The following is a 21,839-nucleotide window of genomic DNA, read 5'->3' on the forward strand; positions in this document are numbered from 1 at the left end:
ATGAATAATGGGAGTGAAAGTAGGACTTTGAATTAATGTAACTGTCACGTTATCAGTTGATGTAATGTGATTGTAAGGTTTTGTTGCCGGATTGTATTCCTCACTCCTTAAGGAATGAAAAAAAGGCCCAAAATCATGTGGATTCCGGGCCTAAATCTAATTGTATGAAGCAAGTAGTTTAATCCTCTACCGAAATGCGGAAGGCACTTACCTCATCATTGATCATAAGTTGAATCAGATAGAATCCTTCCTTTTTCACCTCAATAGGAATTTGGATGGAGGAGTCATTGGCCGTAACCTGATTCGGGTCAATAGTTTGTACAGTAGATCCATTCAGGCTGACCAATTGGATGCTTACTTGGTCCGTCGATGAAAAGGTAATGTTCTCAATAATCACATTGTCCTTTTTATGAACCGGATTTGGGTAAACCCGCCGTTGATCTACAGATGTTCCGCCTGTGTGGTACATGAGGTTGCTTGAATTTGCATCCACCGGTGAGGGAGTTGGTGGAGCTGCTGGAGGAGCCACATAATTTTCAGAGTACAAAGTCAGGGCCGGAGCCAGGCTGTTGTTCATTTCACAGTAGTAGGTGGCTGGGGCAGAGTAATTAAAAATTCTGTTGGCAGACAATACTGGTGTTTGCCCTTGTTCACGCCATTCGTAAGACGTTCCGGTAAAATCGGCGGCAACGGAAACACTATTTAAACCTGGAATAACAGGAACTTTAGCCTGTGGACTATAGGTAATGGTTCCTGAAAAATTGGCCAGGTTAGGAATGATGTCATTAAAAATCAAATTGTTGTTTGAAATGTTTACCGTCATATTGGTGGAAACGTAAGTGCCAGATTGGAGCGTAGTTAGGTCGTTGTGTTCGGCGAACAAATAAACCAAGTTGGGTTTGTTTCGGACATCCAATTGAACGAGATCGTTGTAGGCGACGTTCACATAATTAAGCGGATAGTTTGCACCCGTGTAGAAAATGAAATCGCTGTAGGAGCAGCTACTTGCTCTAAACCATTGCATAACTGGGGCATTCGAGATGTCTAAGGTGCCGGTAAGCAAAGGACTGTTTAATAACCCCAGATGGGTGAGGCTCGGATAATTGGGGGTGCCCAAGGTAAACTGACTGAGCAAGTTGTTGTGCTGCAGGTACAAAATTCGCAGGGTAGCAGCCATCGGAGTAGGGTCAAAACTACTCAGTTGATTTGAGCTTAATCGCACGTCCTCTAGAATCATGGTTGAGAGCATATTTACGGCACCAAGCCCGGCAGATTCCGCGAAAAGTAACTTCAAGTTGGGAGCACCGCTCACATCCAAAGCACCACCCACAAAACTGTTGCTCGATAAAATCAAATCTCTCAAGTCGTTGTTTCCTCCGGTTCGGGTTACAAATCCTGAGAGCTGGTTTACGTTAGCCTGTAATCTTACCAGCACAGGCATGGCAGAGATATCAAAAGAGCCAGCCAAGTTGTTGTTATTGGCAGAGATCTCATTTAGGGAGCCATAGTAATCAACCTCCGAAGTTTCGGTGTGTAAATCGAGGCCTGAAAATCCGCACTGATACATGGATAGAAAGTAGAGCTTGGGCATTCCTTTTATATTGAGGGTGGTGCCTGTACACTGGTTGTCACTTACGTTGAAGTAGGTAAGCGCCTCGTAATAATCCTTGCTTCCGTTGGTTATGATTTGGTTGATTTGATTGTACTGAAGGTTTACCCATTGGAGGTTTTTAAGTTGATCCATAGTAAAAGTTGAGGTCAACTGATTGCTGGGGAGGTTTAGGGTACGAAGTTCGGTTAGGTTTTGAAAGGAGGTCGGAAAGGTACCATCAATGTTGTTGCCTGGTAAATCGATTTTGGTTACCCGGCAGTTTTGAACGAGTACGCCTTCCCAGGTGTCTATCGTAGCAGTGGTAGACAGCCAATTAGCCTGGTAGGTCCAACCGGTACCATTGGTACTATTGTAGAAGTCCACCAGGGCCAGTGAATCCGCCCTTCTTTGGTTAGAGCTGTTGTTAAATACCGTCACCACCAGATCAACGGCTTCCATAACGCCATCCACCATGCAGTTGTAGGAACCTTCGTCTCCTACCTGAATATTGGTGATGGTAAAGGAAGGGCTGGTGGCCCCTGTAATGATGGAAAGCGAACTCGAGGAAGTGCTTTTAAAGTACCATTGATAGCCCGGCGACCCAGAACTTTGGCTGGGGCATGTAAAGTGAGGTCGCTACCGAGAACCACTTGTACCCGGGTAGTTTTGGCTGATTCCACACCAATTCCAGGGTTGCCAGCGCAAATGCCCTGGGCTATGGATTGGTGAGCAAAAAAGAGAAAAGCCAAGAGGAATAGAAATGTTGATTTTTTCATTGTTATTCGGTTTTGTTAATGAATGTCTATTTGTCTTATAAAGTGACAGACAGTGAGTTACCAACAATTTCGCGAATATTCCTCTGGGCAACTCATTATTTTTTGTGAGGCGCCTGGTCTTTTTTGTGAAGTGGTTTCGGTTAGGTTTTAATTAAGGAAATTTGGAGAAAAGGAGGTCTGAAACGGGAAAACAGAATCCTATTGCCCATTCACTATCGGCACTATTTTTTGCTCGATGCCAGGTAAACGCCAATGAGCATTCCCGCTCCCAGAAAAAATTCAAAAAGCCCAAACAGGCTGATCACCTGATGCCAGAACAAGCTCCCTATTTGAGTGCAGGTTCCAACTCCGAGCATCAACCATCCCCAAAATTGAAATTGGGTGAGTACATCCTTGCGACTCCATTCCCAGCTATTCCAGTGGGCCCAGGTTTCTGTTGAGCTATAGAATTTCCGAGCCGAATACCTACTGAAAAAGACCAATACGATTCCCCAGAAAAGGGAAAATAGAGGAGTGAAAATCCAATCCGTTGCAGGAGCTGGTCCCAATGGATCCGATAAGTTGATAATGCTCAACACGAGAATGATGGTGAGTTTGGTTTTGGCTGTGGAGTTCCAGTTTTTGAGCATTTGGTGTGAGGTGGGATTTTGGTAAAGATAGTGGGTTTTGGTGGGGCTTATGGCACTCAAAGGGTGTATTTGTAGTACTTTTTCCGCTCCTTTAATCAGGCAACCCTTTAATAACCAGTGCGATGAACTCCGAGGCAATTGTTCAATTTTTGAACCATCATGCTTTGCCTTAAATTCAAGCTTCTCCTTGGTTTACTTCTTCTTGCCACCCTTTCAGGCGAGGCTCAAAATCAACACCATCAATTCACATTAGGCCGCGTTGGGGTGAATGACTATGATGATCAAGGAGTTCAACTTTCACAGTCCCTATATGGGATTGTCTCCACGTTGGCTTACACCTATACCTGGCCCAGTAAGAAGCACCACCTTCGAGTTGCATTTACCGATTATAGGTACAGACCAGATTTCAATTGGAGGCACCAGGAATATAAGGTTAACCAGGTCTACCAAAAACACACCAGTTTCATTGATGTTGATTATGGTTATAGCATGATTCATCAAGAATCATTTGGCCTTCAACCTTATGTCGGCTACAAAGTCCGATCCGGGAGTTACGGTTTTGGCGTCAAAAATCAGTATAAGTCTGACCGTAATACCACCTATAGCTATCATTCCGAAAGCATCGGTGTACAATGCGGATTGAGGCCTACTTTTTACTTCGGAAAATCACTGGTGTTTCAGTTGGACCTAAGTTATGCCCAATACTTCCTGATTGAATACAGCGACGCCTTCGATACCGGATTCAAAATGCCCGATCATGGGTTGTATTTTGGATATCATTTTGGGGTTCAGTTTGGGAGGTGAGTCCGTTTTTGTTTCGGAGTTTCTATTTTGAAATTATCCGGAATGCGCTCTCATTCAAACGGATAAATTTTAAAGTGCTAAATTTGGATTATCAACAATCCTTTAAGCTATGAAAACCTTCAAACTAATCCTTCCGGTACTTTTTATTTGTTGTTCTCTCCCAGGCTTTAGCCAATCTCCGTATCTCCCTAATGACGTTTACGATGAGGAAAAGCACCCCAGTTTTGTCTATGTCGAAAATGGAGGGCAATTGCATGATATCAACAACCAACTGATTAACCACATCAAGTATTACAACGACGAACGTTTACCCAGAATCTATTTGGGTGAAAATGACTTCTACTTTGTATCCGTATCAAAAGACACATCTGGACTTGATTCCTTATTCCGGATCCGAATGCAATTTGAAGACGAAGCCGGTTATCCCACTATTGTTCCAACCGCTTTGGGTGACGACGAAATTCCGAGAAACTATTATTTACCCCATTGTGGTAACGGAGTAGAGGACCAACATGGGTTTGAGCGAATTGTGTATGAAGAGGTCTATCCCTCCATAGATTTTCACTATTACAGTAATCGAATTGGCCCTAAAACCTATACCGTTATCCATCCCGGAGGTGATCCTGAAGATATTCTGATGCATTTTACTGGACAGGATTCCATCAATGATTCTACTAATGGGAGTATAGCGATGTACATCCAACGGCATGCCTTTGTTTTTGAAGAAATGATCGCCTATGAAATCGATGACAATGGAAATACCAATCTGTTGAATTGGAAACCGACCTACAATAATCAAGGCAATGGTCGGGTATCTATCACTTGTGGAACTTATGATACCGACAAAGTGTTGGTTTTGATGAACGCCATGCCCGTTCCACAGTGGGCACAATCTAATCCACCCATTCAGAATATGATGTGGAGTACTCACTTACCCAGTTTTTCTGGATATGACCTGGACATTAAGACCGATGTGGATGACAATGTTTTTGTTGCCAGCGAAATTGAGGATAAAGTATTTCCAGGTGCATCCTTTCACCATGGATATAAAACCTCATATGATGCTGCAGTAGTAGGTTTTGATGACGACCACAAAAAAATGTTTTTGTGCTATTGGGGTAGTTCGAAGAACGATACCTACATTAAAATTGCCGTAGACCATAACGATCACGTCTATATAGGTGGCACTTCAGAGGGTTCGGGATTGATTGTTAAAGGTCCTTCTGGGTCTTATCAAGATAACATTAATCCGGATGCTGTTACAGACTGGATGATCGGTAAAATCTACTATGGGCAGAACAACGGTACGTTGTTTCGAGGTCAGTTAATATGGTCCACTTACCTGGGAGGAAATGGTGGTTTTGACCAATTTGCGGATCTTACCACAGATGATAATGGGAACCTCTATGTCATTGGAAAAGGCAATTCGAATATGCCTATCCAAACCTTATCCGGTGCTTATAACAGTACTTCAGGTGATGGCGTGATTTACAAATTCAATAGCACTGGGGCTATGCTATGGGGAACCCGATTCGGCAATGTAGCTGTGCCCACTTTTCGTTTCCGTGATATTCAGGTTGATTCACAAGGTAGAGTTATTGTTTGCGGTTCAGTTCCCAATGCCGGTACGTTTCCATTGGTGGATCCTGGAGGAGGGGCGCATCACCCGACCTATGCAGGAGGAAGTTATGACGCTTTTCTAACCATTTTTAATCCCAATCATAGCATTTTTATGAGTAGTTATTTAGGTGGGACTGGATTGGATATTGGCTACAATTTGGCTATTGATGCTTCTGACAATATATTCCTTACCGGGATGGTAGACAACACTGGATTTACTACTCTTGATGCGGGTAATGGGGCTTATTTTGACAATTCCTACAATGGTACAGGAACACAATCTTTGATTATCGGAGATGCATTTATTAGCAAGTTTGACAAAGATGGAGTATTGCTTCATTCCACCTATTACGGTGGTCGGGCAGATGAAAACGGCTGGGATGTAGAAGTGGATATTAATGATAACCTTTATGTTTTTGGTTCGACCACCAGTGATAACCTCCCTTTAAAACCCTTGGCCCTGGCCTACCAGGAAAATGCCCAATCGAATGGTAATGACGATGACGAGAATTCATTCCTTACCGTATTTGACCCTGATTTTAAACACAAATGGGCTACCTATTTGGCCAATGCCGACCCCACTGTGTCGCCATCAACAAATAACGTCCTAAGTTATGGTTATAGCATGGCCACATCATCTAACGAGCGACTTTATTGTGTTGGGTTTTATGGACCTCCTAATGCACCAGGGGCCTTCCCTTTAGTCGAGTACCCTGGAGGTTTTTTCGATAATACTCCAAACGGAACCTACCTAACAGCATTTAATGTTAATTATCAAACCCTCTCCGCTTTGAATTACGATAAAACAAAGATGCCATTTAGGGTCTACCCTAATCCGGCGAGCACATCGATAATCATCGAGGCATTAGGGTCAATGGAAGGAGTTCGAAAGATTCGTGTGTATAATAGTTTGGGTGCGATAATTCACGTTGGTGAGAGTGATTTGAATTCGAGTTATAGAATTGATACGCGAATCTGGGATTCCGGAATCTACTTTGTCCATGTTGGAGCGGAATCCCAAAAAATTGTGATCTTCAGAGATTAATAAGGATATCAAAATTGAATAAGCATAAAACATACCTGCTCATATTTTTTGCGTGCTTGAATTTCCTTTCATTGAATGCTCAGAAATGGGCACCCGTAGGAGTAGGATTTGATCGTCCACCGGTCCTATACACAGATACATTTAACGACTTGCTTTATGCAGGTGGTCAACCTAAGTACTCAGCTGATTCTATATTGTTAAGAGGAATAGCTTCGTACGATGGGAATCAGCTAAAGCCTCTAAACAAAGCAAGCTCCACCTGTGGCTTTAATTTTTGTTCGTTTGCTCAGGTTATGCAATTTTATAAAGGTGCATTGTTTGTAAAGGCTTTTAATGAGACACTCGAGGACACTATAAATGCCTTGGGCCTTGCCAGCTGGAACGGAAATCAATGGTCAAGTGTAGGAGGAGGAGTGCGTTATGATGATACTGGCTCTGGAGATATTAGAGAAATGGTTGTTCACAACAACAGACTTCACGTAGCAGGCAGTTTTCGCTATGCAGGAAATGTTTTGGCTAATAAGGTGGCTGCCTGGGATGGGAACAAATGGACTTCCGTAGACAGCGATACTTCCTTCTGGACCAAACAGTCCTGGATTGAAACCTTAGCCTTTTATCGGGATGAGCTATACATAGGAGGCACCTTTAGAACCGAAGACAAATCAATCCACGATGTGGCGCGCTGGGATGGTAGCACATGGCAACCAGTAGGAACAACCTATACCATGTTTGATGAAGGACTGATCACTGATATGATTGTCTATAAAGATGAACTCTATATTGGTGGGTTCTTCCTTGAGCCTAACTCTCCGGGGAATTTTGTAGCGCGTTGGAATGGTACGAATTGGAATCGGGTAGGTGATGGCCTTAGACATAGCAGTGGTGGCGGTTTTGTGTCCAAAATGGAAATTGTCAATGACAAGCTATTGATTACAGGAATGTTTGACCAGGCCGGAGATATTCCGGTGGACAATATTGTTACTTGGGATGGACTGCGTTGGTGCACATTTGATACCACTAATAGTTTTGGGTCACAAATCCCGGTTGATCACTTTACCTATTTCAGGGATACATTTTACATTGAGACGGCCGAATACCTGAATGGTGATACCATGAACTATTTCGCCAAATGGAATGGATCTTTGGACCCGGTTAGTTGTAGTAAGGAGTATCCTTTGTCCATTTACGATAACGAGGGTATTGTCACTACCAATGAATTCAGAATTTACCCCAATCCGGCGAATCAGGAGCTTAGAATCATTCTGTCTCAAGAAGGCACTGAAAGATTGAGTTGGCAAGTAACAGACATGAACGGAAAACAATACGACCGTTCCGTTCTTCACCAATCCAGGAACACAGAAGCAATTCTGAACACAGCAGAATTGCCTCCGGGAATTTACTTTCTCAATATCAATGGGAAGTATGCTCGGTTTGGAGTAGTGAGGTGAGATTATTTGTATTCCTCCTCGGGAGGTTACTTTCTGTTTTTAAAGTGACAACTCGAAATCGTAGGGTCCTATAATTCTTCTTATGTTAAACAACCCCTTATTTTAACAAGATAACTCCATCCATATCAATCACCCCCAAAAATTCCAATACCTTCGCGCCGCCAAATAAAGGCAACTCGTAAACAAGTTAAATACTGGCGGTCATGTTAGAAGCTCAAAACGTATCCCTTCAATTCGGAAAACGCGTCCTTTTTGACGAAGTAAACATCAAGTTTCACGGCGATAGCTGCTACGGCGTTATTGGTGCGAATGGTGCTGGAAAATCTACCTTTTTGAAGATCCTGACGGGTGAGATTTCTCCGAATACTGGTGGAGTTAAGCTGGAGCCTGGAAAACGTATGGCGGTTTTGAAACAGGACCACCACGCCTTTGATGAAATGACCGCGCTGAATACGGTAATGATGGGCCACGCTGAATTGTGGAAGATCATTCAGGAAAAAGATGCGATCTACGCCAAGCCGGATTTTAGCGAAGAAGACGGAATGCGTGCTTCGGAACTGGAAGCGGAATTTGCCGAAATGGACGGCTGGAACGCGGAAAGTGATGCCGCTGCTCTGTTGTCTGGATTGGGCATTGCCGAATCGGATCACTATACTTTGTTGAAGGACTTGAGCGGTAACCAGAAGGTAAGAATCTTGCTGGCCCAGGCTCTGTTTGGAAATCCGGATGTACTGGTCTTGGATGAGCCTACCAACGACTTGGACCTGAAAACCATCAGCTGGTTGGAAGACTTCTTGTTGGACTTTCGGAACACGGTAATCGTTGTATCTCACGACCGTCACTTTTTGGATACGGTATGTACCAACATCGTAGACATCGACTTCAAAAAACTGAATAGCTATACCGGTAACTACACCTTCTGGTACGAATCGAGCCAATTGGCCTTACGTCAACGTTCTGCAGCGAACAAAAAGGCGGAAGCCAAGAAGAAAGAACTCCAGGAATTTATTTCCCGATTCAGTGCCAATGCTTCAAAGAGTAAGCAGGCCACCAGCCGGAAGAAATTGTTGGATAAAATCAATGTGGACGAAATCCAGGCGAGTAGCCGGAAATACCCTGCGGTGATCTTTAACCAGCAACGTGAAGCCGGAAATCAAATTCTTGAGGTGAACGGAATGGGAGCAAGCTCGAGCATGAGTGGCGAGACTTTATTCCAAAATCTATCCTTCCAGGTAAACAAAGGCGACAAAATTGCCTTCCTGGCCAAGAACGGACTTTCGGTAACTACCTTGTTCCAAATCTTGATGAAGGAAGCTCAAGCCGATAGCGGATCTTTCCAATTTGGACAAACGATTACCACGGCTTTCTTACCAAACGACAACAGCGAATATTTCGAAACCAAGGATAGCTTGATCGATTGGCTGCGCCCTTTCTCACCAGGAGAAAAAGACGATGTCTACATCCGTGGATTCCTCGGCAAGATGCTTTTCAGCGGAGAAGAATCACTGAAGAGTGCCAATGTCTTGTCTGGGGGAGAAAAAGTACGCTGTATGCTCTCCCGAATGATGCTTCAGGAAGGAAACGTCTTGATTTTGGATGAGCCAACCAACCACTTGGACCTGGAATCTATTCAGGCACTTAACAACGCCCTAAAAGACTTCAAAGGAACGGTTCTGTTTACTTCACATGACCACACCTTCACGCAAACGGTAGCAACCCGTATCATCGAGCTCGGCCCGAACGGACACATCGATAAGGAACTTACTTACGATGAGTATGTAGCGGATGAGCGGTTTGTGGAGCAACGCGCAGCGTTGTAATTTTAAATGATCAGGGTCAATTTTAAATTTTCAAGGAATTTAAAATTTAGAGTTTAACTTGATCATTTAAAATTCAATCAAAGCACACACGATTTTCCGGTTTCCACAGTTCTAAAGAGGTAAGCCCTATACCCGTTTGAAAAACCTCTCCACCGTCCTCGTTCTCATCTTCGTCCTCGCCCTGACACCCCAAGCGTCGGCTCAGGAACAAGAATTCAAGGTTAAGGAACTAACACGGACTCCATTCGTCGGGCAATCGCTCGAGTTTGCCATCATCAGTTACCACTGCGAAAAGCCTTTCATAGGGTTAGCCACGCAGCAGGGAAAAGAACTTTTGGCGCCCATTTATTATAACCTCAAGCAGGTTACCATTCAGCATGAGGAATTCTACTTAGTCATAGATTCTGCCGATGCTTTTCTCCTCGATATGGACGGCAATCGGTTGGATATTCCGGCTCAAGTTCCCGTTTTGCCTGTATCTGATGACTTACAAGCGAACTCTTACAATTATCCTTACTACGGTTTTCAGGAAGGAGGAGCAGGAGATTTTTACTACAGCCAATTATGGGAGTATCCGGATGGGGCTTTGGCGGATCGCTATTTAAAGGAATTGGCCAACCTTCGTTCTAAAAAGGTGTTGGTTTTTGACAAGCCACTCAAGGCTTGGAATCGGCATTTTAAATCGGGTAGGCTGTGGGTAGAAACGGAAGCCTACAACTACGTTTTTGATTCCACTTTCCAGTTGCTATACCAGACGGATCAGAAGATCATTGACGTGTTTGAGCACCACCTATCGGTCATGGATCCTGAGCTCTATGATGAGCGCCTTTGGCATAGCTTTTTGCGCAGTGAACATCCACATCATCGAGCGTTTCTAATAGGCTACGATACCCGGCCCAATAAAGCCTTGATTGACTTTGATGGAAATCCCATTCTTCCACCGGAGTATGAAGCGTTTTCGGTTTTCTACGAAGAATCTGGAGAGCCTGTTATTTGGGCTAAAAAAGGTGAAGGCCATTGGGTAATGGATAAGCAGGGCAATACCAAGGCGGGACCATTTATTTTGGGTAATGCTCCTCGACCAGAGGCCTATATGGACTTTATAAAGCGCAAAAAGAAGTACAAGCCGGAGTACCTGTTTACGGATTATAAATACAAAGAAATCCGCTGCCTGTCTTCCTTGGACCACCCACTAAGCGGCTCTCTTGTTTTTCAGGATCCGGAATCGGGGAAGTTAGGATTTGTCAGCAAGCATGGTGAGGTACAGTTAGACCCCACTTACGACAGCTTTTATCATTTCCGCTACCCGTATCGAAAAATGCCGGCTAACTACGGCGTCAGCGAAGTGACTTATACCGGGTACTACCATAGCCCCTGGCTTTTTACACCACTCCCTGATATACCTATCAAAGTGGTCATTGGGGATACTCTATTTGGAGTTTGGTCGGGCACCACTCCAAATCCACCCATGTATCGAGCTATGGACATCGAGCAATTGAAGTCGAAGGGTGGAGGGCTTTATGCTTTGGGCAGGTATCCGAAGGTGTTTATTGATCAACAAGGAAGGCCTTTTAAGAATAAACCGGAAGCCGGGATGACTCTTTTAAACGACAGCTTAATCAAACTCCATTGGGAAGATCGTGAGGAGATCTACTTACACGTCGATACGGGTTGGGCCATGTTGGTTGAGGCGGATCAATTGAGTTACTTAACCTCCAGAATTCAAATCAGGCAACTAAGACCTGGGCGTCATGTTTTTCAGTCCGGGATAAACCGCATATTGGTGGAAGATTCGGGCCGGGTAAAGTTGTTTGATATCCCGACTAAAAACTATGTCAATCCTGCCTTTCCCATTCACCGGATACCGGGTGATCTCGACGTGGTTTATGCTATTGAATTGGTTCAGAATGCAGGGTTTTATGGGTACAACGTGGCTGCCAAAATGCTGGTGGATAGCGGTTTCACTATTCTCAAAAATCAGGTTCGATCGGTGATGGCTTTGAAGCATGGATACTTGATTCAAACCTGGGGGGATACGGGACCAAAATTGTATGACGCTGATTTCAATCTTCGTACCGATGTCCCTCAATTGTTTGGAAGGAGGAGTGGAAATTTAATAGTAGTATACAAGGACAGTTATTCAGGGGTTTTCGACCTGAGTACGGAAAAGGTAGTCGTAGCGGCAAATCGAAGCGAAGCGATCCATTTTTACAGCAATAAATACTTCGGTCAGGCTAATATTCTCTATGATGATCAGGGTACCCGAATCATGCAAGGAGTGCAGGACGCCAAGGTTTACGGAACGGGTTTACTCATTCAAAAAGCAGGCCGTTGGGGCTATTATCAGGATGGTGTATTTCGAATTCCTGTGAGCTATACTAACATCCGGGATCAAGGCAGTTTTTTGGCCTTAGAAAACCAGGATTCGATCGAGGTCTATTCTTATCCGGAAAAACGCATTACTACATCAGGAGAGGAGCTCATCCCTATTCAATTTGGGCACCGTACTTACATCAAGAATTACCTGCTAGGACGAGATTCTTTGTACCGGGTTTTGGATTACAAAGGTGTTCCGAGATGTGGTTGGCTGACTGAAGATACCTTGATCAACAATAGTGCTTGGCTGCAGATCGTGATGGAAGAGTACAGAAGGCCTCAAAACTTACCCGAAATCAGCTATATCGCGAAGTCTCATTTTTTTGCCAATTACCTGTTTCGGGGATCCATGATTTCAAGTGGATTTCAAAAGGGGAAAGAATCTCTGGTAAGCTTTACCGATGTAAAAAAGCACGGGCGAAGGCTGTACGAAACCCAGCGGATTTGGGAAGGAGGAATGCAAATCATTAAGCTGGATGATGTTTTGAAAGTGGACACCAACCTGCAACAGCAACTGATTACTCGTTTGCAAGCCCATACACGGCGAAATGGCCGGCAAGAGATGGTCTGCTTCCCCAAAGAACAAATGGACCTCATTTTGAACAGTTTTTCGGTAAACGAAAAGGGGCTTTATTTCCATTACGATGATAGTGATCGCTGGTCGGCTAATCAACTTTCGGTAAGGCTTCAGGTAGATTTTGCCGACCTTCAGGAATGGATCCGGGACGATAGCATTATCTGGCAATTTTTGGATCGCTCGAAAAGTCTTCATTCAAATCATTGACCACTTAATCAAGGCCTAAAAGCTTAACACTCAGTTCACGAAAAGTCATTTAACTTTGGGCGTATCATGTTCAAGCTCAAGATATACGCTGTTCTATCACTGGTTTTTCTGGTCTTTTTCGCAGGAAGGTGTCAATACGGGTGCACTGATCCTGAAGCTATGAACTACGAAAGTCGGGCCGTTAGAGACGATGGTTCTTGTGTTTTTGAGTACGAATATGGCTGTACCGATCACAACGCTAACAATTACGATATCCAGGCGCTTTATGATGATGGAAGCTGCCGGTTTGATGTGGATCAATTTGAAGGTAGTTACTATGTATCTGATACTGTGGTCGGCATCCAAAGCTCGGACACCTCCATCTTTTCCTACCAGATGAGGATTGTAAAAGATGGTGACAACACCAAGCGTATGGTCTTTTGGGGCCTTAGTGGATTGGTGCCCAGAGAGGCCGTTTGCCGGGCGGATGTGAATGACACCACGTTCTCCGTTAGAGGCCAGGTTGCGGGTGGCGACAGATCCTGGGGTCGATTTGAATACCTTTTGGGATCAGGCGAGCTTAAGAAAGACACGCTCCGTTTCGAATACAAAATAAGAAACGATCAGAACGAAGAATACTTTGGGTTTGGTAAAGCTGTTCGCTAATTAGCGGGACCAATCCGGTTCATCAGAGAAGTCCGGAGTGCTATTACCATCTCCTCCACCATCACAATTCAAGTCCAGATTAATCGGCTCCTCAGGCTTTTCGAAATCGCCTTGGCTAATTTTCAAACTTTCGTCCTCGTAAGTTTTGTTCATGTAGTAGCCCCAGATCGGAAGCGCCATATTGGTTCCAGACCCCTTGCTCAAGTTAGAGAAGTGGATATCCCGATCGTCAGCCCCTACCCAAACTCCAGTTACCAAATCCGGTGTAATTCCGATGAACCATCCATCCGAGTGGTCCTGAGTGGTTCCCGTTTTTCCAGCAATGGGCACATCAAATGGAATACCTCCGTAAGGGCGAATGGACTTGTCAAAACGCAATCGAATGGCGGTTCCACCTTTCTTCTTACCCAGGTCTGCACAGTAGTTGTATTGGGACACACCCTTCATCAACTCAAGCATTACATAGGCATTGCGTTCGCTCATCACGGTGTTTGATTTGCGATTAACCAGGTTGTTATAAATCTCGTTGCCGTCTTTGTCCACAATTCGGGTCACAAAAATGGGCTCCTGCCACTGACCTTTATTGGCCAGGGAAGAGTAGGCGCCAACCATTTCATAAAGCGATACCGTTGGAACTCCCAGGCACAAGGATGGCACAGGCTCCATTTCACTTTCAATACCCGCTTTTTTTACAAAATCGACCACCGCTTGTGGGCTTACCTGCTTCATAACCCAGGCAGTAATGGTGTTCATGGAATTGGCCAGTCCGTATTTTAAAGTAACGTCGTAGCCGTATTCTCTACCCGGGTTGTGAGGCGTCCAATCCTTCAACAGTTCGTATTCACCCTTCTCAAAAGTGTAGGGTACATTGGGTACTTCGTAGCAAGGGGAAAGTCCTTTGTCGATGATGGCCAGGGCGTAAACAAAGGGCTTGATCGTAGAGCCAATCTGTCTTTTTCCCTGCTGAACGTGATCGTAGGCAAAGTGCTTGTAGTTAATTCCGCCAACCCAAGCCTTAATGTAGCCCGTATGCGGATCCACGGACATCATACCGGCTTTAAGGAAGAATTTGTTGTAGCGAATATGCTCCCTTGGACTCATCACAGTATCAATTTCACCGCCCCAGGAAAAGACCTTCATGGGCACTTTTGTATTGAATACTTTGTTGATTGAGTCTTGGGAAAGACCTTCTGCCTTTAGCTCTCGGTACAGGTCCGATCGTTTTACCGCACGGTTAATTATGCGATCTATTCGAGCCTTGTCCACATCCCGAGCGAAGGGAGCATTGGGGCTTCTTTTTACATTGCTGGTAAAATCCTTTTGAAGTTCCGTGCCAAGGTGTTGGGTAACGGCATATTCTCCATAGCGCTGTAATCGTGAATCGAGGGTGGTAAATACCTTAAGTCCATCTCGGTATATGTTGTACGGATCACCATTCGGTTTGGCTATTTTGTAGTTGCCGTCAGCGTCTTTTTCTCGGAATATTTTCCCAAGATAGGCTCTAAGCGTTTCGCGGAAATAAGGAGCCATTCCTTCTTTGTGGTCCACCCGGCGATAATCCAGAATGATGGGTAATTGTTTCAACGAATCGTATTCCTGCTCGGTCAATTTTTCGTTTCGCACCATTTGCTTGAGCACCACATTTCTGCGCTGGGTGGTCATCTCCAATCGTCTTCTGGGGTTGAATAGCGAAGGGTTCTTCGCCATACCCACCAGCATAGCTGATTCCTGGATGTTCAGTGAATCACAAGAAGTATTGAAATAGACCTGTGCTGCCGATTTAATACCTACCGCATTATTGATAAAGTCAAAGCGGTTGAGGTACATGGCCAGAATTTCGTCTTTGGTATAGTGGCGCTCCAGGCGAATGGCAATAATCCATTCCTTCAGTTTCTGAATCACAACTTTAAAGATGTTGCCCTTTTCCCGTTTGTGAAACAGCATTTTGGCCAACTGCTGGGTAACCGTACTTGCACCACCCTTAGACCCCATGTAGGCGACAGCTCGGGTCAAACCACGAACGTCGATTCCCGAGTGGTCGTAATAGCGCTCATCCTCCGTAGCCACCAAGGCATCAATTACATAAGGTGAAATGTCTTTGTAGCTTACCTGTGAACGATTTTCCACAAAGTATTTTCCCAAAAGTCGACCATCGGCAGTGTACACTTCTGTAGCTTGGTTTGATTTGGGATTCTCCAATTGATCAAAAGTGGGGAGCTCGCCAAATACACCTAAAGAGATGAGGTAGAGAAATACAGCAAAAAAAATGATCGGGCTGATCAATAGGACCCAGAGGGTAATCAGTTGTTTTTTAAACGACTTTTTCTTCTCCTTTTTCATAGGCATAAATGACGGGGTAAAAGTAACTATTATGCCTGCCTGACACGAAACTAACTAAGAGGGTTATGAAATATGCGATGTCAATACCGAAAAAAAGTTAAAACAGAGGCGAAATGTGAGATGCGAGGAACGAGAAGCGAGATGCGCGATAAATTCTGAATTCCGAATTTTGAAGGTTGATGATTCAAGATTATCCGCGGTGATCGCTTCGCTCTGAGTTGAAAATTCAAAACCCTCGCATCTCGTCTCTCTACTCCCGTCCCTGAAACAAATCTCGCTTCTCGCCTCTCGCTTCTGAGAAATAAGTCACCCAGCAGACCAAACCCTTCGCTTGCCAAGTTGTTAAGTACGTGGTTATGACTCATTCCAAGGTAGTTTGCTCTTCGGAATATATATTTGACCACTAATTTTTAAGTATGACATATAGGGGGATTAAATTGGCGACTCTATGCCTTTTAGCATGGGGAATCGCCTGGGGACAATCAGCGCAAAACGATACAGCAACTACACCTTACTGGGTGGATATGATGCAAGATGCTAATGGTAATTTCTACCAGACGCAGCGAGCATTTTACCAGTATTGGGATGGCCGCAGCCGGGATAAGGCTGATGGTTTTAAGCCGTTTAAGCGCTGGGAATGGTTTATGCAATATGAAATCAATCCCGATGGGTCCTATATCTCCGCAGATCAAACAGCACGCGAAGTACGTGCGTTTAGAAAAAAATATGGTCAGCCTTCGGTAAGCAAATTTGCTGCGGTTTCAGGTCCTTCTACCTGGGAAGCGTTAGGCCCATTGGTTTTGCCAGTGGCCAGCTCGGGTCAGCCAAATGGAATGGGACGGGTAAATTGCATCGCAGTGCACCCTCAACATGATTCCACTTTGTTCATTGGATCCCCTAACGGTGGTATCTGGCGTTCATACGACTTAGGGAAAACCTGGGCCAGTAACACCGATACCAATTTCATCATGCAGGTGTCTTCTATTGTTTTTGATACCAAATCTCCCAACACGGTTTATGCCGGAACTGGAGATAGAGATGCCGGAGCTCGTTCTCCTCGCGGAGTGATGAAGAGTACCGACGGCGGATTGCACTGGACGCTTTCCAATACCGGAATGGGTAATAAGGTTGTGGGTATGATGATTATGGATCCTAATCACCCGGATACGATCGTTGCGGCTACCAGTGGTGGAATTTATAAAACCACAAATGGTGGCGCCAATTGGTCTCGTCGTTCAAGCGGCGGTCACTTCAAAGACATTGTAAGCCAGCCTGGAAACTTTCAGGTTCAGTACGCCACCAGTTCTGGAGTGTTTTTCCGCTCTACCGATGGTGGTGATTCCTGGCAATCCGTTACCAGTGGACTGCCTGGAGGTGTTCGAGGAGCCATTGCCGTAACTCCTGCTGATAGCAATTACGTGTATTTCATTCTAACGAATCAGCGTAGCTTCAAAGGACTTTACTTCTCTCAAGATGCCGGACAAACCTTTGTAAACCATTCTACCTCTCCCAACATTATGGACTACAGTACTACCGGAAGTGGTACAGGAGGTCAGGCCTGGTACGATTTGGATATTGCTGCTGACCCTAAAAATGCCAATACCATTTACGTGGGTGGGGTAAACATCTTTAAATCCACTAACCAGGGAAGAAACTGGCAAATAAACGCCCACTGGACAGGAAGCGGTGGAGCACCAGCTGTTCATGCAGATCAGCACTTTTTGGAATTTAATCCGAATGGGGATCGCTTACTCGTTGGAAACGATGGGGAGTGTACTACACCGAAAATGGCGGAAACAATTACACCAACATCAGTAGTGGTTTGGTGATTTCCGAAATCTATAAAATTGGACAGGCGACTTTCCGTGAGAACCGTGCTATGTGTGGTTATCAGGACAACGGTTCTACCGTGTATCGGGGACCTGGAGACTGGGCTACCGAAATTGGTGGTGATGGAATGGAGTGTGCGGTAGATCCAACTGACGCCAACTACATGTATGGTGAATTGTACTACGGAGCTATTCGTCGTTCGACCAATGGGGGAAGAACCTTTGGATCCATTACCAATGGTATTTCCGATCAAGGTGCCTGGGTTACTCCTTTTATGATTGATGAGGACAATCCCAACATCATGTTTGTAGGTATGGGAAGCGTTTGGAGAACAACGAACTTAAAGGCTTCCAGTCGTAACTCCATTTCTTGGAGAGATATTGGAGGAAACATCGGCTCCAGCAACAGTACCTTTAGTGTATTGGAGCAGAGTGAAGCAGATCCCAACGTGGTTTATGCCGCTCGTGGTGATGGCCGTTTGTTCCGCACAGATAATGCTCGGGCCTCCAGTCCAACTTGGACGGACTTGACTTCCGGAATGCCTTCTTCAGGTGCTCCATCCGATTTGGAAGCTCACCCATGGGATCCAGACGTTATTTACATGACCAAATCTACTCGTGTATATGTATCGACCAACAAAGGTCAAAGTTGGACCAATATTTCGGGCAACTTGCCAGGAGTAGCGCTTCGAACCATTGTTTACGATCGTTTTAGCCAGGGAGGCCTATTTGTAGGTGGAACCCCTGGAGTTTATTACATCGACTCATCTATGACTCAATGGACAGGATATTCCGATGGTCTTCCGGGAGATGTTTCCGTGACCGAATTGGAGATATTCTACGATACCATTGCTCCGGCCAACAGCCGATTGAGAGCTGGAACCTACGGACGCGGAATGTGGAGTGCACCTCTATTTGATATTGGATCTCGTGCTCCAGAAGTGAAACTCTATGGTGATACGGGATACCACTGTATGCAAAACCCATTGAAGTTTTTTGCGGATTCTTCCGAAAATGCAACTTCCTGGAATTGGAGCTTTAGCCCCGCTTCTGTGAATTTTGTTTCCGGAACCACGGCAGCTTCTGAAAACATTGAAGTAAACTTTACTCAGCCTGGATTCTACAGCGTTACCTTGATTGTGTCTAACTACTACGGAGAGGACACCATTACTTACCAAAATGCAGTTCATGTAGATTCAGGATACCTGGCAAACTGTGTAACAACCACACAAGCAACCTCAGCTACTCAGCGAGGCATCAGCAATGTGTCGTTAGCAGGTATGATGAATATGACCGCGACCTTCGATGGCACCAATTCAAATCACGACTACAGCTGTAATAAGGTAGCTCACCTCGAGCCATCCACTCAGTATACTTTGAGTGTGACAACCAGTTCTCAGGCTGAATTCGTAGAAGTATACATCGACTACAACGGTGATGGAGATTTTACGGATGCTGGTGAAAACATTTTGTCCCTGACTCAGGGTGTAGGAATGCGTTCTGGAAGCTTTACCACTCCATCGAGTCCTATGACAAACAAAGCTTTGAGAATGCGGGTAATTTCAGATCCTGCAGCTATTTCTCAACCTTGCCAGGCCCTTACCCAGGGAGAGTCTGAAGACTATGGCATTTTCTTTAATGAGCCAAGTGGAACAGTGGTTATGAGTGACACATTGGTTTGTCCAAAAACGCCAGTATGGATCTCTTTGGACCCGGATGGAAAAACGGACGGCGTAACCTGGAACTTTGGTGCTGATGCTCAGCCTCAAACCGGTATGGGCATCGATCCGATTGAAGTGTCCTACGGTAGATATGGAACCAAGTACATCACAGCCACCATCAACGGTGTGGTTACGGTAGTGGATTCCATCGAAATCGTAAGAGCACCTACAGCTGACTTGATGATCGATTCGACTCAGAGCAGCTTGTGTGACGGAGGCCATATGTTGTTGACCGTTCCGGGTAACACTGGAATTCCAACGACCTACACCTGGTTCCGCAACGGAATCGTTCAGACTTCAGCCACCGATTCTTTCTGGTTGGAAAGCAACTTGAATTTCTTCCTTACCAATGAATACCGGGTAGTGGCCAACGGAAATGGATGTATCGATACTTCCGATATCATCACCACCAAGCCATTTGCAAGCCCTGTAAGCTGGGTCAACGTACCGATGAAAGCCATGTGTTTAGCCGGAAACGAATTTGAATTTGAAGATATCAGTCTTTTGTCAGAAGGCACCTTGAGCCGTACTTGGTACTTGGGAGATGGGTCCACTTCCACACAAGAGGATGTGAAACACAGCTATTCATCGTCAGGCGTTTATACCGTTAAATTGGTTTCCTCCTCAGAAAAAGGGTGTATGGATTCAACTACGGTTACCGTGACGGTTCAACCTTCTCCTGATGCTGGATTCAGCTTCGTTCAAAAGAGTCGAAACAAGTACGATTTCGCACCACATGACGTAACGCTTAAATCGTATTACTGGGAGTTTGGAGATGGAGATACCTCTACTCGAATGACTCCAACGCATGAGTACGCCACAGCTGGATCGTTCAACGTTAAGCTTACCGTAGAAAACCTGGAAAATTGTGATGACACGCTTTCTCAAAAAGTGGATGTGGAGCAGGAATTGGGTCTTGAAGAAGGCTCCGTAGCTGGACTGTTCCGGGTATTCCCTAATCCGTCTCACGGCAACTTCAACTTGTCATTCGACCTATCTGGTGACTACGAGTTGTCCTTGTACAACGCTTTAGGTCAAGTGGAATGGCAGGAAAGTGTATCCGTAATTTCGGGAGAAGTAATTCAGAAAACCTGGACTGTTCCTGGATGGTATGTACTTCGAGTAGTAGATGCTGAAGGCAATGGACAGCAGGTTAGATTGGAAATCCAATAAAAAATAAGAATGTCTATCCACCGCTCAGGGTGCTGCTTTCAAACGGCACTCTGAGTTAGGTGGCATGACAAAAGATTCTCTTCTCAACCCTTATCATCACCAACCAAATTCTTACCCTTACATGTCACATTTTGTCGCCGACAACCAACGAAATATCCTGAAAATCTAACAGTTATTGAAAAATCATAATAGAATTCCATTATATTTGTACATTAATTATTGACATATCAATGAATAAAGAGCCCGAGTTAGAAGGAGTCATCTATTTTTTAATGGATAAAGCGCTGAGACGTTCCAAGCGTTTCTCATTGAGGTTCTTCGAAGAGCATGGCATTACCATGACCATTGATCAATGGGTAGCTTTGCGAAAGATAAACGAGAGCGATCAAATTAGTCAGATTGAATTGGCTCAGGCGATTGATAAGGATGCGGCTTCGCTGACCCGTATCCTGGATATTCTGGAGAAGCGAAATTGGGTGCAGCGCCTTCGAAATCCGGGCGATCGGCGTCGATTCGACCTGGCCCTTACCCGAGAAGGAGAAAAGGTGGCAAAACAAGCCTATGAAGTAGTTAAGCAAATTCGGGAAATTGGGGTAAAGGGCGTTTCATCGTCCGATTTGGAGGCTGCCATGCGGGTGATGCGGGCTATCGATAAAAACATGGAATAAAAAATTTACCCAAATCATTGATATATCAATTAAATAAAAACGATGAAAGCAACAGGCATTTTGGTTCTGTTTTGTTCCGTCATCTTCGGTTGGCAAATGCATGAGCAGGATCTTCATAAAGAGTACCAACAGGTCATCTCCAGCGGCATGGTTTTTCGCTGGAAAGTAGAGAACGATTCGCTCCGGGTAAAATTGAGGGCACCCACTTCGGGTTGGCTGGCGGTTGGCTTCAATCGGCAATCTGGAATAGTGGGGAGTGCCTTGATCATGGGGGCCAATCGAGATGGGGTATCTCAGGTAGAAGAGCAGTTTGTGATCGGTCCGCAACAGCACCCTCCAGTATCCAAATTGGGAAGTGCAACCAGCATCGCCGAGGCAATATGCGTGGAAAAAAATGGCGTTTCCGAAATGACTTTTTGCTTACCCCTTCAAGCCCAGGACAAATGGCATTGTGACCTTCAATCTTCAGGCCCCATTTACGTGGCCTTGGCCTACAGCCGAGAAGACGATTTCGACCATCATTCGGCGGTTAGAACCGAAGTTAAAATCACACTTAAGAAAGAAGATTAA

14 protein-coding genes are annotated in these 21,839 nt (G+C 44.9%); 10 read left to right on the plus strand and 4 right to left on the minus strand.

Going from position 1 to position 21,839, the window contains the following annotated elements:
• Positions 1 to 178: 178 nt before the first annotated feature.
• The 3 genes from KFE98_07420 to KFE98_07430 form a co-directional block, all read right to left on the minus strand.
• Positions 179 to 2,065 carry a T9SS type A sorting domain-containing protein gene (locus KFE98_07420; GenBank protein ID UTW63960.1) on the minus strand — a complete coding sequence of 629 codons (1,887 nt, stop codon included), beginning with the start codon at positions 2,063 to 2,065 and terminating at the stop codon, positions 179 to 181.
• A 23-nt stretch (positions 2,066 to 2,088) separates the two neighbouring features.
• The gene (locus tag KFE98_07425) at positions 2,089 to 2,367 is read right to left on the minus strand and encodes a hypothetical protein (protein UTW63961.1); all 279 of its coding nucleotides are present in this window, start codon (positions 2,365 to 2,367) and stop codon (positions 2,089 to 2,091) included.
• Between the two features lie 221 nt (positions 2,368 to 2,588).
• Positions 2,589 to 3,056, minus strand: coding sequence for a hypothetical protein (locus KFE98_07430; protein ID UTW63962.1), 468 nt, complete (start codon positions 3,054 to 3,056; stop codon positions 2,589 to 2,591).
• A gap of 99 nt (positions 3,057 to 3,155) precedes the next feature.
• Here KFE98_07430 and KFE98_07435 point away from each other — a divergent pair, with 99 nt between their 5' ends.
• From KFE98_07435 to KFE98_07460, 6 genes are all read left to right on the plus strand, one after another.
• Positions 3,156 to 3,800: a hypothetical protein gene (locus KFE98_07435; GenBank protein ID UTW63963.1), complete on the plus strand. Its 645-nt coding sequence runs from the start codon at positions 3,156 to 3,158 to the stop codon at positions 3,798 to 3,800.
• 109 nt (positions 3,801 to 3,909) lie between these two features.
• Positions 3,910 to 6,465, plus strand: a complete 2,556-nt coding sequence (locus KFE98_07440; GenBank protein ID UTW63964.1) for an SBBP repeat-containing protein — start codon at positions 3,910 to 3,912, stop codon at positions 6,463 to 6,465.
• Between the two features lie 56 nt (positions 6,466 to 6,521).
• Positions 6,522 to 7,913, plus strand: coding sequence for a T9SS type A sorting domain-containing protein (locus KFE98_07445; protein ID UTW63965.1), 1,392 nt, complete (start codon positions 6,522 to 6,524; stop codon positions 7,911 to 7,913).
• A gap of 203 nt (positions 7,914 to 8,116) precedes the next feature.
• The gene (locus KFE98_07450) at positions 8,117 to 9,733 is read left to right on the plus strand and encodes an ATP-binding cassette domain-containing protein (GenBank protein UTW63966.1); all 1,617 of its coding nucleotides are present in this window, start codon (positions 8,117 to 8,119) and stop codon (positions 9,731 to 9,733) included.
• Positions 9,734 to 9,869: 136 nt separating this feature from the next.
• Positions 9,870 to 12,893, plus strand: coding sequence for a WG repeat-containing protein (locus KFE98_07455; GenBank protein ID UTW63967.1), 3,024 nt, complete (start codon positions 9,870 to 9,872; stop codon positions 12,891 to 12,893).
• 159 nt (positions 12,894 to 13,052) lie between these two features.
• Positions 13,053 to 13,538, plus strand: coding sequence for a hypothetical protein (locus KFE98_07460; protein ID UTW63968.1), 486 nt, complete (start codon positions 13,053 to 13,055; stop codon positions 13,536 to 13,538).
• Here the strand turns inward: KFE98_07460 and KFE98_07465 are convergent, their stop codons facing one another.
• Entirely contained in the window at positions 13,539 to 15,884 is a 2,346-nt protein-coding gene (locus KFE98_07465; GenBank protein ID UTW63969.1) for a transglycosylase domain-containing protein, read from the minus strand.
• 410 nt (positions 15,885 to 16,294) lie between these two features.
• Between KFE98_07465 and KFE98_07470 the strand changes: the two genes are divergently transcribed.
• From KFE98_07470 to KFE98_07485, 4 genes are all read left to right on the plus strand, one after another.
• On the plus strand, positions 16,295 to 17,707 hold the full coding sequence (locus KFE98_07470; GenBank protein ID UTW63970.1) for a hypothetical protein: 1,413 nt from the start codon (positions 16,295 to 16,297) through the stop codon (positions 17,705 to 17,707).
• The gene (locus KFE98_07475) at positions 17,650 to 20,601 is read left to right on the plus strand and encodes a PKD domain-containing protein (GenBank protein ID UTW63971.1); all 2,952 of its coding nucleotides are present in this window, start codon (positions 17,650 to 17,652) and stop codon (positions 20,599 to 20,601) included. The genes KFE98_07470 and KFE98_07475 overlap by 58 nt, the downstream gene beginning before the upstream one ends.
• 230 nt (positions 20,602 to 20,831) lie before the next feature.
• Positions 20,832 to 21,269 (plus strand): MarR family transcriptional regulator, encoded by a 438-nt coding sequence (locus KFE98_07480; GenBank protein UTW63972.1) that lies wholly within the window; start codon positions 20,832 to 20,834, stop codon positions 21,267 to 21,269.
• Between the two features lie 42 nt (positions 21,270 to 21,311).
• Positions 21,312 to 21,839 (plus strand): hypothetical protein, encoded by a 528-nt coding sequence (locus tag KFE98_07485; protein UTW63973.1) that lies wholly within the window; start codon positions 21,312 to 21,314, stop codon positions 21,837 to 21,839.

Source organism: bacterium SCSIO 12741, assembly GCA_024398055.1.
Taxonomy (GTDB): domain Bacteria; phylum Bacteroidota; class Bacteroidia; order Flavobacteriales_G; family Salibacteraceae; genus SCSIO-12741.

Bases quoted from the DNA above. Each gene is read 5' to 3' on its own strand.
- KFE98_07480 (UTW63972.1), top strand. From the start codon at position 20,832: ATGAATAAAGAGCCCGAGTTAGAAGGAGTCATCTATTTTTTAATGGAT.
- KFE98_07450 (UTW63966.1), top strand. From the start codon at position 8,117: ATGTTAGAAGCTCAAAACGTATCCCTTCAATTCGGAAAACGCGTCCTT.
- KFE98_07425 (UTW63961.1), bottom strand. From the start codon at position 2,367: ATGAAAAAATCAACATTTCTATTCCTCTTGGCTTTTCTCTTTTTTGCT.
- KFE98_07435 (UTW63963.1), top strand. From the start codon at position 3,156: ATGCTTTGCCTTAAATTCAAGCTTCTCCTTGGTTTACTTCTTCTTGCC.
- KFE98_07460 (UTW63968.1), top strand. From the start codon at position 13,053: ATGAACTACGAAAGTCGGGCCGTTAGAGACGATGGTTCTTGTGTTTTT.
- KFE98_07470 (UTW63970.1), top strand. From the start codon at position 16,295: ATGACATATAGGGGGATTAAATTGGCGACTCTATGCCTTTTAGCATGG.
- KFE98_07420 (UTW63960.1), bottom strand. From the start codon at position 2,065: ATGGTGGATGGCGTTATGGAAGCCGTTGATCTGGTGGTGACGGTATTT.
- KFE98_07485 (UTW63973.1), top strand. From the start codon at position 21,312: ATGAAAGCAACAGGCATTTTGGTTCTGTTTTGTTCCGTCATCTTCGGT.
- KFE98_07465 (UTW63969.1), bottom strand. From the start codon at position 15,884: ATGCCTATGAAAAAGGAGAAGAAAAAGTCGTTTAAAAAACAACTGATT.
- KFE98_07440 (UTW63964.1), top strand. From the start codon at position 3,910: ATGAAAACCTTCAAACTAATCCTTCCGGTACTTTTTATTTGTTGTTCT.